The sequence below is a fragment of the Psychrobacter sp. AOP7-B1-25 genome (assembly GCF_052376195.1).
Lineage (GTDB): Bacteria > Pseudomonadota > Gammaproteobacteria > Pseudomonadales > Moraxellaceae > Psychrobacter.
This window is the reverse complement of record NZ_JBQSVK010000017.1, coordinates 16077-31940: the sequence shown is the minus strand read 5'-3', so window position 1 is coordinate 31940 and position 15864 is coordinate 16077. Positions and strand designations below refer to the sequence as shown.

Genomic DNA, 15864 nt, shown 5'->3' with positions numbered 1-15864 from the left:
ACTTATCCCTCAACCTTCTCTAGATTTAGGTTGTCTTTAAGATAGTAATTTAATGCGTAAGCATAATTAGACTCTAGGTCTTTACAGTTATTTTCTGCGACCCAGTCTTTACCTTGATATACATAACGATATGGAGCATTCAATAGTGTATAAGGACCGAAATTCGTACCTTGAAATTCAATTAAATGACAGCCAGTAGCTGACTGAGCAATGTCTAAAGATAAGTAGGGGTTATCTAAAATCGAAGCTACTTCCCTAGCGTATTCTAGTACTTCTCTTGGAGGTTCTACGAACTCGAAATTACCACTTCCGCTAGCTCTAAAGTCATTTTTTCTTATAGATCGTTTTAGAACAAAATAACGATTACCAAAGACCAGAACTTTGAAATCATGCTTTAAGTCAGGTATAAACTGTTGCTCAACAAATAAGCTAAACTTCTTATATCTATATTTATAAGTTTGATAATCAGAACTGCTTAATTTTATCTTTCTTTGCAACTTGATCAGTCGTCTTTTTAAATCATCAGTAAAGAAGTCAGATTTTATCTTGGCTAATTCTTTTAAATTCTTTACTAAGAAAACGCCAGAACTTCCTGCACCTTGCGATGTTTTTAGTACTTTAGGAAATTTTAAACTACTCTTGTCTATGTCAAAGATATAGTTACCTTTCAAGTTACCAAAACCTTCTTTATGCTTTAGTATTTCCTGAAACCCTTTATCTTCGTGAGCCATCAATAAATCATAGCTTGGTATAAGCCTTACTGTATCTTTCAGATAAAACAAGTTATTTTTTAAAAAGGTTCTAATGACTTCGTTTTCAGATGAAGTATAAATTAAAACATCATGCTTGTTAAAAGTTAAATTATTTATATTATCTATAGTTTCAACCTTAACTTCAAAGTCTAAATTAATCTTCAATCTATTTAAGTTTAGTTTTTTCCAGCTTTGACCAGCGCTTCCAAAGGTTCCATTTGGCATAATCAGTAAATAAATAGTCATAATCATAATTCTCGTTTTCAAATATTTTTAAGTTCTTTATTGCTTTCTAGTTAATCTTGAAATAATTATGAATATTTCAATAGATAGTATCCTGTTTAAAATGACCTTGCATTTAGATTAGTAATTTCAATATCTCTCATAAAATAAATCTCCTGCATAAGTACTCGATAGCTCTTGTAGATACATTACTAGAAGTCAATCCATAAGTGTTTTCATAAGAGGTTTAATATCTATACATTAATTTTTCGCTATTCTTTTGTACAAGATAAAAGCACTACCACCCATCAATAATTGTGCAAATGCAATGTTTATTGCGCCGCCTATCACACCTAAGTTTGTTATAAGTGGGTAAGAGGTTAGCAACCCAACTAGCGATATCATAAATGTTATTTTCATGACAGTCTTATCATGACCTTTTGGTATCAAAAAGTTTGTAGAGTAAATACTGTAAACCACAATGCAAGTGACCCCAAATGCTAAAATAAGAAATATGGCAGAAGATAACGGATCAGATATTTCCATCCATTGAAGTATATATTTGTGTAATACAATAAGACTCATAACAATTAATGAAAAGCCAATCATATAAATCTTACTAAATACATTGAATTTATCTTGCCTACGTACTAAATAAGGGAACACTACAGTAGATACCACTGAATTAAAAACGCTCAGTACATTAACGAGCTGTCTAACAGCACCGAATAATCCTACTGCCTGCTTACCTAATAGCATCCCGACCAAAAAACTAGTAGTATTATTATAAAAATTCGGCATAAACTGATTAACAAATAAAGGAAAGCCAAATTTTAGATTATTTATTACATTACGTCGTTTTACTAACTGAAATGATAACTTAAACTTTTTGATGATTAAAAAGTGAGAGAGTATGGCAATGAACATATACCCTAAACCAAATAATAAAGGATAAAGCCAATAGTCCTCAGGAGATTTGATCAATACAAAGACACCTATAGTAAAGCTTCCTTTAACGATCAAATCTAATATAGTGATATAACCCATTTGCTCCACACCACGGAAGAACCACTCAGGGAACATCGCCTGACCAATCAACATCAAGCACATCAATAAATATACTGGCAAATCTTCTCTAAACTGAGGCACAATCATGACAGTGGGTACTAATATACTTAAGGAGAACAGTAGTAAATAAAGTTTTGACGTTTGGGTTTTACTATAAATAAAGCTTAACTGCTGACGACTGCTCTTGTGCCTTGCAATTTCTCTTGTCGCTGATAAATTAAAGCCATAATTCGTTATTGATTGAAAATAGGCAATCAATGATAGAGCCAATACAATCGCACCATACTGCTGAAGTCCCAACACCTTAATCAAATAAGGCAAAGTAATAAAGGGCAGAACAGCATTGACGAGTTTCAGAACAGATAATGAAAAAAAATTTTTTATTAGTCGTCTGACATCTTCAACCTGTAAAGCCTTGCGAATTTTACGAATCATAAAGTTAAGTCACTATTTTTTCAAAGACTTAACATACCAAGGCATCGCCTTAGCAATACCTTGAATAATATCAAACTGCGGCGCATAGCCTATCGAATTCTGTATTTTACTAATATCAGCCTGACTATGACGCACATCGCCTGCTCTAAAATCTCGATAGACTGGGTCTTGAGAGTAGCTAACGCCATTAGTACCTAAATGCTTTTTAAGTGCTGAAAATAGCGTATTAAGGGTAGTACGACCGCCCACAGCGACATTGTATACTTGGTTCTTGGCTTCTTCATTAGCAATCGCTGCCAAAATATTGGCTTGTACCGCATTTTCGATAAAGTTAAAATCGCGACTGGTATCGCCATCACCGTTGATATAAACGTCATCGCCTTCGATCATAGCTGCCGTCCACTTAGGGATTACCGCTGCATAAGCACCATCTGGTGTTTGACGCTTACCAAAAATATTGAAATAACGTAGACCAATCGTCTGAAAGCCATAAGTACGTGAGAACACATCTGCATAAAGCTCATTGACGTATTTGGTCACTGCATAAGGCGATAAAGGATTACCAATATTTTCCTCAACTTTTGGCAGTGCTGGATGATCACCATATGTTGAGCTACTAGCCGCATAAGTAAAGCTAGACACCTCTGCATCGCGTGCCGCTACCATCATATTTAAGAAGCCGGAAATATTAGTCTCATTAGTTGCGATAGGATTAGCAATAGAGCGAGGTACAGAGCCTAAAGCAGCTTGATGTAATACGTAATTGACACCTTTACACGCTGCTTGACAGTCTGCGAGCTGACGGATATCACCCTTTACAAAGCTAAACCGTGCCCATTGCTCAGCGCTTACTAAGCCTTGTACTTCATCAAGATTATGCTGAAATCCAGTGGAAAAATTATCTAGACCCACGACCTTTTGATCCAGTAGGAGTAGCGTCTCTAGTAAATTAGAGCCAATAAAGCCCGCTACCCCAGTGATCAGCCATACTTTGGGCGATTGTATCAGTGACTCTTTGACTTGTTGATATGCTGTCGCTGTCATATACGTTTCTCTTGTGATGTTTTTATGATTTTGTACTTTTGTAGTTGTTACATGGCTATCAAAGGTTACAGACGAATATCTGTGTCTTCTTTGGCAAACACATATTTCAAATCATAGAGCACATGATTGGCTTTACCTAAGCTGCGAATGTGTGCGGCCCCCATCTCTACAAACTCACTATGAGCCACGGCAAGGATAATACTGTCGTAGCTATCGATCACAGGCGTACTAGTAAGTGTGATGCCATACTCTTTTTGAGCTTCTGCTTTATCTACCCAAGGATCATAGACATCGACTTCGATATTGTACTCTTGTAGCTCATGGACGATATCGATGACCTTAGTATTACGCACATCAGGGCAGTTCTCTTTGAAGCTCAAGCCTAAGACCAAAACTTTGGCGCCCTCAACTTGGATACGTTTTTTGATCATAGTTTTGACCAATTGAGTGACGACATACTCGCCCATACTGTCGTTTAAGCGGCGCCCAGCCAATATAATCTCTGGATTATAGCCAATTGCCTGAGCTTTATGAGTCAAGTAATACGGATCGACACCGATACAGTGACCACCGACCAAGCCCGGACGGAATGGCAAAAAATTCCACTTGGTACCTGCTGCTGTAAGCACTGCCTCTGTATCGATGTTCATTTTGTTAAAAATAACAGCCAATTCATTGATCAAAGCAATATTTACGTCTCTTTGGGTGTTTTCGATGACCTTAGCTGCCTCAGCAACTTTGATATAAGGCGCTTTATGTGTACCCGCAGTGATGATTAAGTTGTATACCTCATCTACAAAATCGGCGACTTCGGGAGTAGATCCCGCCGTTACCTTTAAGATATTGGTTACCCGATGCTCTTTGTCACCTGGATTAATACGTTCAGGACTATAACCTGCATAAAAATCTTGATTAAAGACCAACCCAGAGGCTTTTTCTAATACTGGAATACAGACCTCTTCTGTTGCTCCCGGATAGACCGTCGACTCATAAACTACGATATCGTCTTGTTTCAATAAATCACCGATAGCTTCTGACGCTTTAATCAATGGTATTAGATCAGGTTGTTTATAGTCATCGATAGGCGTAGGCACGGTGACGATATAGAAATTACAGTCTTTCAGCTCATTGATATCAGAGCTATAGGTTAAATGAGTCGCTTGTGCTAATTCTTTATTACTCACTTCTAACGTATGATCGCTGCCCGCTTTTAGCGCTGTAATACGCTCAGCATTGATATCGAAGCCGATGACCGAGTGCTGTTTACCAAATTCAACCGCTAGTGGTAAACCCACATAGCCAAGACCGATGACCGCAATTTTTAAATTTTTAATATTATGTATCTCATTTATCTTAGTCATTACTTACTGTTCCATTACTGATTTAAGAGCTTTCACGGTTGGTTTGTTAGTTTTACTGGTCGACTTATTGTTCAAGGTATTAACACTATTGCTATTCATTTCTGTCGTAGGTGTGCCACTCTGATAACCTGACACAAAATAGGTAAACTGCTGCTTAAGCCAAGCTATATCATATTGATCTGCCTTATCTGTAAGCTGATGTAGCATAGCCTCAATATCAGATAGCGGATAGCTATGCTCCATCGCTTGCATGATGAGCGGATGAGACGTTTCTTGTACATTATCTTCACCAATGATCAGCTCTTCATACAGCTTTTCACCTGGTCTTAGGCCCGTATATACGATTTCTATATCACCTTCTGGATGCTCATCCTCTTTTACCTCGTAGCCACTCAAATGTATCATGCGACGGGCCAAATCAACGATTTTGACTGGTGCACCCATATCAAGGACGAATACCTCACCGCCTGCTGCCATCGCCCCTGCTTGGATCACTAAGTTAGCCGCTTCTGGTATCGTCATAAAGTAGCGCGTGACATTTGGATGTGTGACTGTGATAGGTTTACCCTGCTCTATCTGTTTGGTAAACAATGGCACCACCGATCCTGACGAGCCAAGTACATTGCCAAAGCGCACCATGCTGATACAAGTACCACTGTTAGCAGGATCCTGACTCAGTCCTTGACAAACCAGCTCTGCTAAGCGTTTGGTTGCACCCATGACATTGGTTGGCCTTACCGCTTTATCAGTAGATACTAATACAAAAGTCTCGACCTGAGCCGCTATCGCTGCGCGAGCGCAATGATAGGTACCTTTAGTGTTATTAATAACTCCCTCAAACGGATTGTGCTCAACGATAGGTACGTGCTTATAGGCGGCAGCATGATAGACAGTCTGAATACCATAGTCGCTCATCACTCGAGTCAGATTGGCTTCATTGGTTACATTACCGATGATAGCCATGACCTCGATGCCTTTATATACATCCTTACTCACTATCTTAGCCATCAGCTCTTGATGAATGCTATATAGCGCATATTCTGATAGCTCATACAATACTAGGCAGCGTGGCTTATTTTTGACGATCTGTCTACACAGCTCGCTACCGATAGAGCCGCCTGCTCCAGTGATCAATACACATTTATTCGTTATATTCTGCTATAATAAGCGCTCGTTTGGCTCTACTGTCTGCCTGTCCAGTACATCGAGAATATTGACCTGACGCATAGTACTGACTGTAACTTTTTCGTCAGCGAGCTCTTGTAGACTGGGTAACTGTTTGATTTTTACTGATACATCAGCGAGCTGATCAATAATCTTACGACGATGAGAGAGACTAACCGATGGTAATGCCAAAAATACCTGTGCAATATTCAAACGCTCGACCAGCTCAAGCAGTTCACTAGCATGGTAAATCTTCTTACCCGAAAAATGAGCACCTGTGAGCTGAGTATTATCATCGATAAAACCGACGATATTATACTTATGTGAATGTCTTATTCCTTCAAATAGCTCTTGTCCAGCTAACCCTGCGCCATAAATAATTATATTTTCTGGTTCACCATATTGTTTATTACGGCTATGACGTTTACCCTGCCAACGTGCCAATAGCTCTCTAATTGTAAGACGACTGTTCCATAACCAAATAAACAATAAGAACAGATAGAGAATAGGGGTTGAGCGTGGCATACCCGGTAGCCAGTCCAAAAATATAATCAATTGATATACTAAGATCAGTACCACAAATAGCTGCAAAACATGGCGCATCACCGCATCAAAAAAGACGCGCGAAATCCCTTTATAAAAGCCAATCACGTATAAACCAATGACTGGAATTGTTGCATAACAGAACAGCGTAGCAGGGCTAATATGATTGGCAATATAGCCATAGCGTAGGGCCACTGCCAAAAATAAGCTGAGCATAGACATTAGCAAGTCAGCACTGATCAATATACCGCGCTTGACACCACGTGGCAGCGACAACAACCAATTTGTGCTACGGTAATGCCAAGAGGTTTTGGTATCAGCTGTATTATTAATATTGCTAGAAGAATGATGACTATCATCCACGTTTGACTGTAACGACATAATTTCCAACTTTACCTATTGGTATGACCAAAGACGAACTGATTTTGAGTATTTACCGCTTATTCGTAACTACCTGTACGTTAATCTAAGAGCCACTAATCATTGATAGCTATTAATTATTAAGAGTTACTAATTATTAAGAGCTATCATTAGCTACTTAGTATCACCGTAAGCATAACTATAGTGATAACTATACTTATCCATTAAGCCTTGTTGTACATCGTTCAAAATAATACCGTCTACTTGCATATTGGCTTTATGCATTTGTTTGACCGCGTAGGTGACCTGACCTTCTATTGACTTATCATAGCGTGTGACCATCAGCACCTTATCAGCACTTTGCGCTAATATAAGTGAATCTGACGCAGCCAGTACTGGTGGTGAATCGATGACGATATAATCGTATTGCGTCTTAAGTACGGTCATTAACTGCGCAAACCTCTCGCTCATGAGAAGCGAGGCTGGATTATGCGGATGTCGACCACGCGGTATAAAATCAATATCACTGATACCTGTCGGATGAATAAAGCTGTCAATGCTTGGATCGGCAATAGGCTGTACTGGCGTGGCTTTTTCCAGTTTATTCAAACGGCTGTGTCCTTCCGTCAAATAATCAGCCAGACCATTGTCTTGACTTAAGTTGAACATCTTATGCAGCTCACCTAAGCGCATATCTCCATCGATCACCAACACCTTCTTGTTCAACTGAGCAAATACTTCTGCTAGGTTAGCACTGATAAATGATTTACCCACACCTGGGCTCTCTCCTGTCACCAAGATAATCTTGCCCTCGTGACTGAACTGCATACCATTATTGTCGTTATTACCCTCAAACACACTAGTCTGTTTCGGCATTGAGAAAACCAGACTTGTTCTCAGGCTTTTTATGGCTTCATAACTTAAACTATTGTGATCAACATGAGCCAATAAACGCATACTTGCTTGCTTATTTTTGCCGATCCTTGATAGCAAAGGTGAGCGCGGTATCGTAGCAACTACTGGGATACCAGTTTTTACTTCTATACGTTCAGGGTCTTTGACTACATTTCTGAGTAGGTTTTTCAGCAGCACTAGCATTGTGCCCAACATTGCACCTAACAATAACGCCAATACGATTATTTGTAGCTTCTTAGGTGCGATGGCTTTATACGTACTAATCGGTAAATCGACAATACGTGCAAAGCCAATTTGGCCTGCTTTCACGATTTTAAGTTGTTCATAGTTTTTGAGTAGCGTCAGATAGATCTCTCTATTGATCGCCGTATCTTCTGATAGTTTCAAGAACTCTCTTTGAATCTCAGGTAAGCCAGCTATCGTACTATCGATGTCTCGTTTTCGACTATTGAGCACGGCGAGTTGCTCATTGATTTGTACAACCAATGGATGCTCATTGGTATAGTACGTAGTCAGGTCTGCTTTTTTTAGTTTTAACTCATTGAGCTGTGTATCGATTTGCGAATTTTCTGTCAGCAGTAGTTCAGCTTCTTTGGCCACATCGATGGTGCCATACTCTTTACGAAATTCATTAAAAATCGCCTCAGAACTCTCGAGTTTGTCTTTGAGCGCTGGTATCTGAGTTTCCATAAAGGTCAGCGTTTTAGTGGTTTCTTCTGAGCCACGTGATTGGTTTTGCTCAATATAAGAAAGCACGATTTGATTCAGCACGTTTGTGACTTGCTCTTGACTATTACCAGTCATGGACAGCTGAATAATACCTGTTTGCTTGCCTTGCTCCACTACAGATAACGCACTATTGATACTGTCTGTGGTCGCTTTCAACGATTGCTTACTGATTGCTATCGGGTAGCTCTCATCAGGTAGCTCATTGACTGTAATATGTATCTGGCCATCGTTACCACGGAACTTATGCGCTTGACCGATTTGACCTTTAAACTCATCAAAGCCATCTGTCAACACAAACCCTGTCTCTGACTTGGTTAGCGTAAATGGGCGATTTAAATAAGCGCGTGATACATCAAACTGACTGACTTGTACACGGCCCTGCTCGCTATCCAAAGACACTCCTTCTGGAGTGTTGATTTGACTATCAATGCGATTGGTTTTGATTTTATCTACAGCCCCAATGTTAGGGTCAGCGAGCTTGATACGTAAATGTAATAGCGTAACTACGGGCTCTAGAATCATCCGCGATCTGATCAGCTCAGCTTCAGTCTGGGCCTTACTCGCTTCAGAGCCTACTAACTCAGAAATACTCTCACCCAACGCTGCGATACCTTGACTGTTTTCTTCAATCTGTATTAGCGCATCCGATTTAAAGGTAGGATTAACATAGCGACTATACAAAACCCCAATGACTAAGCCTAATAGTGCAAAGAACAGTACGATCTTCCAGCCACGCAATAACACCCAAAGCAGTGCCATCAGATCGATTTCGTCATCGTCTTTTTCAATAGTGTTTTTAGATGTATTCGATGAATCTTTAATCATAAAGGTTAGTTCATTAAAGTGAGATAGAGGCTTATTTATTGCCAGTGTTTCTGTATCGAACCAATGATAGTAAATGCTTAGCTAATCTTATTGGCCCATGGTTTCAGACTGTCAAAAATATCTTGCCGAGTGTCTTCAAATACTGAGAGCTCGTGGCGATATGGATCAGCAATATCTTGATCAATCCAATGACCAATTCGGAAGGTTTTGCCGCGGCAATGTGGCCAACGGTCCTCAATCCATTTACTCTGATTATCAGACATTGTCAAAATCAGATCAGCACGCATCACTAACGTCTCATCAATCTGTTTGGCAATATGCTCAGACATATCTATACCTAGCGCTGACATAACCGCTAAGGCATTGGCGTCAGCACCGTTACCAACCACGGCAGACAGCCCAGCAGAGTCGATCGTTTTATGAGGATATTGCTGCGCTAATACCGCTTTAGCAATAGGGCTACGACAGATATTGCCAACACAAACTACCAAAATATTTTCAAACGCCATAATAACTATCCACTATTTCAAACAATGACTCATTACCGTCAGTCGCTATCCTATTAATAACTCTTTTACTAGGTCTAGATACGCTAGCAGCTATAAAGTTGTGAAGCTTTTGATAGCTGTCGTTGATGGTAATATTGAGCTGATAACTCGGTTCCAACGTGTCAAGCCAGTAGGATCAACATACAAAATATCATTTGGTTGCATCTCAAAACGGTTGGCAATGGCAAGATTAGTAATGGTTTGCATATCGATGTAGTAGATATTGGTACGCTGATACTCAGGGTTGTCACGCACGACATATATTTTTGCCGCATTGGCTGTGACAGGGTTCAACCCTCTGGTCTCACCCATTACCTGTGCTAAGCTCAACCCTTGCTCTAAGATCGGTACTGGCTCTACTTGACCGAACTCACCTAATACATAGACTTGATTGCGGCTTTGGCTGTTGACATGAATAGAGTCACCATCTTGGATATAGATCTGATTACCTGATGAGCCTATTTGACGTAAGGTTTGTAGCCCGATGTTATAGTTGCGGCCATTACGGTTGAGGACGATACTATTTGAATCACCTGTCTCTGTCGCGCCGCCCGCTTTTGATATCGCACTGTACAGCGATACAGGAGCGTCATCTATTGTGAACTCACCAGGCTGTCTGACTTCACCATCGATAAAGAATTTATTACCACGGTAATTAATAATTTTTACTTGCGGATCTGAATATTTTAGATAACGTTGCAGCTTGCTCTGTAGCGAGGCCGTAAACTGCGGCACACTCAAGCCTGAGGCTTTTACTCTCCCTACTAAAGGAAACTGTACAAAGCCTTGCTGGTCTACCGGATATCCTGACGCGTAGGGATTGCTACTACTTGACACTGCAATAGGCGTCATATCTGGATAACCAATCAAATTAATGCTTAGAATATCTCCGCTAGAGATGCGATATTCCATCTTTTTTGAGCTATTAATCAGCTGATAAATATCTTTATTAGGGCGACTTACTTGAGGCGCTGGTAATGTTGTTAGGTTTAGCGGCTGAATATTAAACTGTAAACCATTTTCAGCAGTAAAGTCTCCTACTGGTGGTAGGTCTCCGGCTTGTAGCCCAGAATTAATAGTTGTTGTAGCACATCCAGCGGACCACAAGACAGCAAGCAACAAACTTGATGCACTCAATAATTTAAAAGATTGGCCCATAATAAAACCCTTCAGAACATGACACTATGCAGTGGTAAGCAGTAGCTATAAAAATTAGCTGCTACAAGAGCAGCTGAAACATCAATGAAAACCTAAACAAAAGATTCCTAATGAATATTTTTAAATACGAAAAAAGAACACTATTCTATCATGTATTTACGTATTTCGTACATTAATTACAATAAAAACTATAATATTAACATGAGGATTCCTCTTTTGTATTAACTTTATTTGGAAAAAAATTTAATGAAAAACAATATATTACCTATTAGCCATATTATAAATATTCTGATACTAACTTACTTGCTAAGCAATAAGTATGACCAAATTCTGAATGAACAAGTGTTAACAATAAAATTAAAAAAGCCTCACTACTCTCGTTTGGAGTAACGAGGCTTTTTCTATAAACCTTACCGATATTAATAACTTTCGAAATGTATTTTGAATACAATTATGTATAACTATTCAATCAGATATCTGCCATAAAGAATTTAGATAACTCCCAAGAATAAGGAATATCTTAAATGATTGAAGATAGCCCTTTATTTCGTGGTAATTGTAAACAGCAATGCTACTCACCTTACGAAATAGTCTTTCACCTTACTCAGCATCATCTAGTAGTTGATTCAGCGCGTCCACCATCGGATCATCAATGATGCTGTTTTCTACATAGCTGATTATCTCATCTACAGTCGTCAGATCCATTTCACGAATGCCCAAACTGGCTAGTTGCGCATTAATAGACGCTAAGCTATCGTTATCCTCAGAATCATCTAATAATTCTTCTTCGAATCTACCTCTGACAAACCAATACATTCTTTCTAGTACAGTATCTTGTTTGGTCAAAGTAGAATAACCATCACCATAGATAAATAGATTGAAATGATAAGGTATCTCTATATCATTGAGGAAAAAGGTACGCTGGCACTCTAATGTGTAGGCTCGAATCTCTTCATTTTCAGCACTTTCATCATTTTTGTTGTCTTCATCATATTCAATTGCCTCTTCTATCAACTTACCTAATATCTGATAATCGCCGACTTTGATTTTATGGTTATAAATGATGGCAGAATCTGCAATTGCATCAAAAATAATGGCACTGACATCTAAGATATGGTTGTCGATATCATAGAACGCTTTTAGCGCTGGCAAAAACTCTGTTAGCTCTTCTTCCGGCACTTGAATGAGAAACTGCTGCTCGTATATTTTAATCATATCTTCAGGAGCATAGGTATTAGCAGTATCAGTCTCGTTTCTACCTGTCGGCTGCAAGGGTAAAAAATTATACGGGTTATGTTTGGTCATTCAGGACTGCCTTTTTACTTAAGTTAAATTTATTAAATATCTGCATTGCTCAATCTAAGAGTCTTTGAGCACGCTGCTATTTTTCAGTATCAATTCTCAGCACCAACAGACTTTAGTCTTGATAAGCGTATTGTCTCTTATTGGAGTAATTTTAGATAGACAGTTATAAATATACAAGTTTAATCAATCAGTTTTAGACAAGCAGTCTGGATAACACAGACTAAGTTGCATCATCGGTTTGCTCTCCCGTAATGATCCCAACGAGTAGCATCTTATCTATTGGAGAGAAAATTTGTAAACTCGTATCCAGATGCGATGCCAGTGATGTCTTCAGTCTTAGCCTCGCATATATGTAATATCACAACCTATGAAAACAAAAGCTAATTGATGCGTTTTTAGCGGTACTAGAAGATGAAAAAGTCACGAGGTGCTCAATGACGCTCTCTCCTTACGCATGCTTTTTGATATTTTTATAGGGTTTATCAGTCGACTTGGGTTAAACGCATATCATTCACCAAAAAGCCCCACAATAAAGTGAGGCTTTTTCGTATTTATTTTTCAATTAATGCGACTATTCAATCAATGTAATTAACAGTACGCGCTTCTTATACACTCAATACTGTTTAGATACTGCTAGATTTTGGTAATCCATACTCTGCATGGTCGACCACATGGTTGTTTTTTTCGATAGTCAGTCGATAGCTCTTTATAATACCGTCGTATGGCAAACTATACTCATACTGCTGATAGTGCTCGCAGATACTATCTTGAATCACTGACTCACGTGCAGCATCGTCTAGTTTGGCAAAACCGCTAGGCAGGTGTACTTGCGCAAAACGTGAAGCTGCACCGCGAGACATCCAATTATTTGCACTCGTAAATGTAAAATCCACTTCCGCTCGTAAGCTATACTTAGGTAGCGTATGAGAGCAATTTGCCAAGTCATATTTAATCTGCGCAATATCTTCTGCGAATGGCTGATACGGTATTTCGAGTACGGCAAACAGCTTCGCTAAAAATTCATCAGCAGTAAAGTATTTATCCATGTAGCTACCATCAAGCCCTAAATACCTATTAGACAACACATGGCGCAGGCGGTCGTAGGCAGGTATGGTATGTTTAAGAGGATAGCCCATTTGCTTGACGATATCTTGCGGGCGCAGCTCAAGCGACTCTATTTGATTGATAATATGTTGCGCTAGAGAATGACGTGGATGATAACGACGGGTATATTTAGATGGATTAGCAATGTGGCTCATGATATTGAACACCTTAGACTCCTGTAACTCCGACGAAAAAGTATGATATAGGCCCAAATAGGGAAAAAATCAGGCACAAATGAGTTTGTCGGAGTACAGGCTCATGCGCTTTACCAGAGTTGTTTTATATCGTGCTGGAAGTTGCAAGGTTTGTCACACAGCCATTAGACTATTGTCATGGTCGGCGATAACAAAACTGTTAAACCCACGATAGATCGTGCAACGATGATAGCACATCAGGCGATAGAAAATAAATACTGATATTTGTGACCGTTTGTGAATAATTATTTTTCACTCTGGTCACTCAAATTTGAACGTATCCATGCATCGCTTATTCATATGCTAAAAGAAGCTAAATATTGAAAACGTCAACATTAAAGCATTGAAGGATGTGCTTGCTAACCTAACGGTTAACATCAACAACTATTCGACCACGCACCTTACCATCTAATAACTCGCTGGCTGTCGGAATGACTTCGCTTAGACCAATCTCTCTGGTAATTGCTTCTAGTTGTGTCATATCCAAACTCGTGCTCAAGCGCTGCCATGCTTCTACGCGCTCATCGTAAGGTCGCGTCACGCTATTGATACCAAGCAAGCTGACACCGCGTAAAATAAAAGGAGCAACAGTAGCAGGGAAATCCATGCCTTGAGCCAGTCCGCAGGTAGCGACTAAACCATCCTCACACGTACTGGCACAAACGTTGGCCAGCGTATGACTACCAACAGAATCAATTGCAGCGGCCCATCTCTCCTTACCAAGCGCACGTCCTGGATTACTCAGCTCATTACGGTCAATGATCGTCGTTGCACCAAGGTTTTTTAAGTATTCTGCTTCCTCTAGGCGACCCGTGGAAGCGGTAACAGAGTAACCTTGGTTTGCTAATAGCGCTATAGCAAAGCTACCAACGCCGCCATTGGCACCAGTCACCAATACTTCGCCATTCTCTGGTGTGAGTCCATGACGCTCTAATGCGATTAGACAAAGCATCGCTGTGTATCCCGCGGTGCCTATCGCCATCGCTTGACGCTCAGTCATCGATTCAGGAAGCGGGATAAGCCAGTCACCGTTTAACCGTGCTTTTTGAGACAGTCCGCCCCAATATTTCTCACCCACGCTCCAACCATTTAACAACACCTTGTCGCCAGCTTTGTAGCGAGGATGGCTGCTTGTTTCAACAGTGCCTGCTAAATCAATCCCTGGAACCATAGGAAATGTGCGTACCACAGGGCTACGACCCGTGATAGCCAATCCATCTTTGTAGTTGAGCGTGCTATATGCCACACGAACCGTAACATCCCCTTCTGGCAATTGCGTGTCCTGTATCTCAGTCAGATTAGACTGATAAGCACCGTCATTTTTTTCAATTAATATTGCATTAAACATAATCGCTCCTATTTAGACCAATCGTCTATAAATGAGTAAAAATAATTTAGACCGGTCGTCTAAAAATATAGATAAAAAATTACTTCTGTATTCCTGCTATAAAACCTTGGAAAAAAGTATCTAACGGATTGACATCTTGCACCAACTTAGCACGCAAAACCGCACCTTCCCATCCAATCCAAAAGAAAGCAGCAAGCTCATCACAATCACTATTAGAATGTATCTGCCCTTGTTGCACTGCTAGGCGCAAACAAGCCGCTAAACGCTTCTGCCAATCAAGCAATATACCTTCTAGCTCACAACGAAAGCTCTCAGGTAATACAACAATCTCTTGGCCCAAGTTGCCTACTAAACAGCCACGTCGAAATTCATGCTTGATCATTCCTGACTTAGCATCTTCAACAAAGTCACTAATACGCTGCATAGGAGACACTTGCTCGTTTAAAAAACAATGGTCCAGCTTGCGAGCAAAATACAACGAGTACTGCCGTAATACTTCCTGTCCAAACGCTTCTTTATTTTTGAAGTAATTGTAGAAAGAGCCCTTAGGCACATTGATGCGTTTGAGTATGGCATCAATACCAGTGGTCGCAAAGCCCTGCTCTGTCAGCATCTCCATCCCAGATCTTAAAAGAGCCTCACGGGTATCCGTAAACTCTCGTTCAACATTAGGTGGACGCCCTCGACGGGCTTTTGGCTTAGTAATTGTCATTCATAGATATTATGACCGATCGTCTTTAATGTCAATCGATTATTTTTAGAGGTCTGTTTATTCAGCATTCACTGTAA

At 39.8% G+C, this 15864-nt stretch carries 13 protein-coding genes; all 13 read right to left on the bottom strand.

What is annotated here, in order from left to right:
• Positions 1 to 2: 2 nt before the first annotated feature.
• Positions 3 to 998: an ATP-grasp domain-containing protein gene (locus tag ACT3QR_RS11785; RefSeq protein WP_444521522.1), complete on the bottom strand. Its 996-nt coding sequence runs from the start codon at positions 996 to 998 to the stop codon at positions 3 to 5.
• A 237-nt stretch (positions 999 to 1235) separates the two neighbouring features.
• Entirely contained in the window at positions 1236 to 2477 is a 1242-nt protein-coding gene (locus tag ACT3QR_RS11780) for an oligosaccharide flippase family protein (RefSeq protein ID WP_444521521.1), read from the bottom strand.
• Between the two features lie 12 nt (positions 2478 to 2489).
• A complete protein-coding gene (locus tag ACT3QR_RS11775) occupies positions 2490 to 3521 on the bottom strand; it encodes an NAD-dependent epimerase/dehydratase family protein (RefSeq protein WP_444521520.1) in 1032 nt (343 codons plus the stop codon).
• A gap of 65 nt (positions 3522 to 3586) precedes the next feature.
• Positions 3587 to 4882, bottom strand: a complete 1296-nt coding sequence (gene tviB, locus ACT3QR_RS11770; RefSeq protein WP_444521519.1) for a Vi polysaccharide biosynthesis UDP-N-acetylglucosamine C-6 dehydrogenase TviB — start codon at positions 4880 to 4882, stop codon at positions 3587 to 3589.
• 3 nt (positions 4883 to 4885) lie between these two features.
• Complete coding sequence (locus tag ACT3QR_RS11765) at positions 4886 to 6016, bottom strand: UDP-N-acetylglucosamine 4,6-dehydratase family protein (protein ID WP_444521518.1); 1131 nt, start codon at positions 6014 to 6016, stop codon at positions 4886 to 4888.
• A 24-nt stretch (positions 6017 to 6040) separates the two neighbouring features.
• Positions 6041 to 6970 (bottom strand): nucleoside-diphosphate sugar epimerase/dehydratase, encoded by a 930-nt coding sequence (locus tag ACT3QR_RS11760; RefSeq protein WP_444521517.1) that lies wholly within the window; start codon positions 6968 to 6970, stop codon positions 6041 to 6043.
• 153 nt (positions 6971 to 7123) lie between these two features.
• The gene (locus ACT3QR_RS11755) at positions 7124 to 9418 is read right to left on the bottom strand and encodes a polysaccharide biosynthesis tyrosine autokinase (RefSeq protein ID WP_444521516.1); all 2295 of its coding nucleotides are present in this window, start codon (positions 9416 to 9418) and stop codon (positions 7124 to 7126) included.
• Positions 9419 to 9495: 77 nt separating this feature from the next.
• Positions 9496 to 9927 (bottom strand): low molecular weight protein-tyrosine-phosphatase, encoded by a 432-nt coding sequence (locus ACT3QR_RS11750; protein ID WP_444521515.1) that lies wholly within the window; start codon positions 9925 to 9927, stop codon positions 9496 to 9498.
• A gap of 90 nt (positions 9928 to 10017) precedes the next feature.
• Positions 10018 to 11124, bottom strand: a complete 1107-nt coding sequence (locus tag ACT3QR_RS11745; protein WP_444521514.1) for a polysaccharide biosynthesis/export family protein — start codon at positions 11122 to 11124, stop codon at positions 10018 to 10020.
• Positions 11125 to 11724: 600 nt separating this feature from the next.
• On the bottom strand, positions 11725 to 12429 hold the full coding sequence (locus ACT3QR_RS11740; protein WP_444521513.1) for a hypothetical protein: 705 nt from the start codon (positions 12427 to 12429) through the stop codon (positions 11725 to 11727).
• 623 nt (positions 12430 to 13052) lie between these two features.
• Positions 13053 to 13688: a hypothetical protein gene (locus tag ACT3QR_RS11735; protein ID WP_444521512.1), complete on the bottom strand. Its 636-nt coding sequence runs from the start codon at positions 13686 to 13688 to the stop codon at positions 13053 to 13055.
• Positions 13689 to 14091: 403 nt separating this feature from the next.
• Complete coding sequence (gene acuI / locus ACT3QR_RS11730) at positions 14092 to 15075, bottom strand: acrylyl-CoA reductase (NADPH) (protein WP_444521511.1); 984 nt, start codon at positions 15073 to 15075, stop codon at positions 14092 to 14094.
• Positions 15076 to 15154: 79 nt separating this feature from the next.
• Entirely contained in the window at positions 15155 to 15787 is a 633-nt protein-coding gene (gene acuR / locus ACT3QR_RS11725; protein ID WP_444521510.1) for an acrylate utilization transcriptional regulator AcuR, read from the bottom strand.
• Positions 15788 to 15864: the final 77 nt, after the last annotated feature.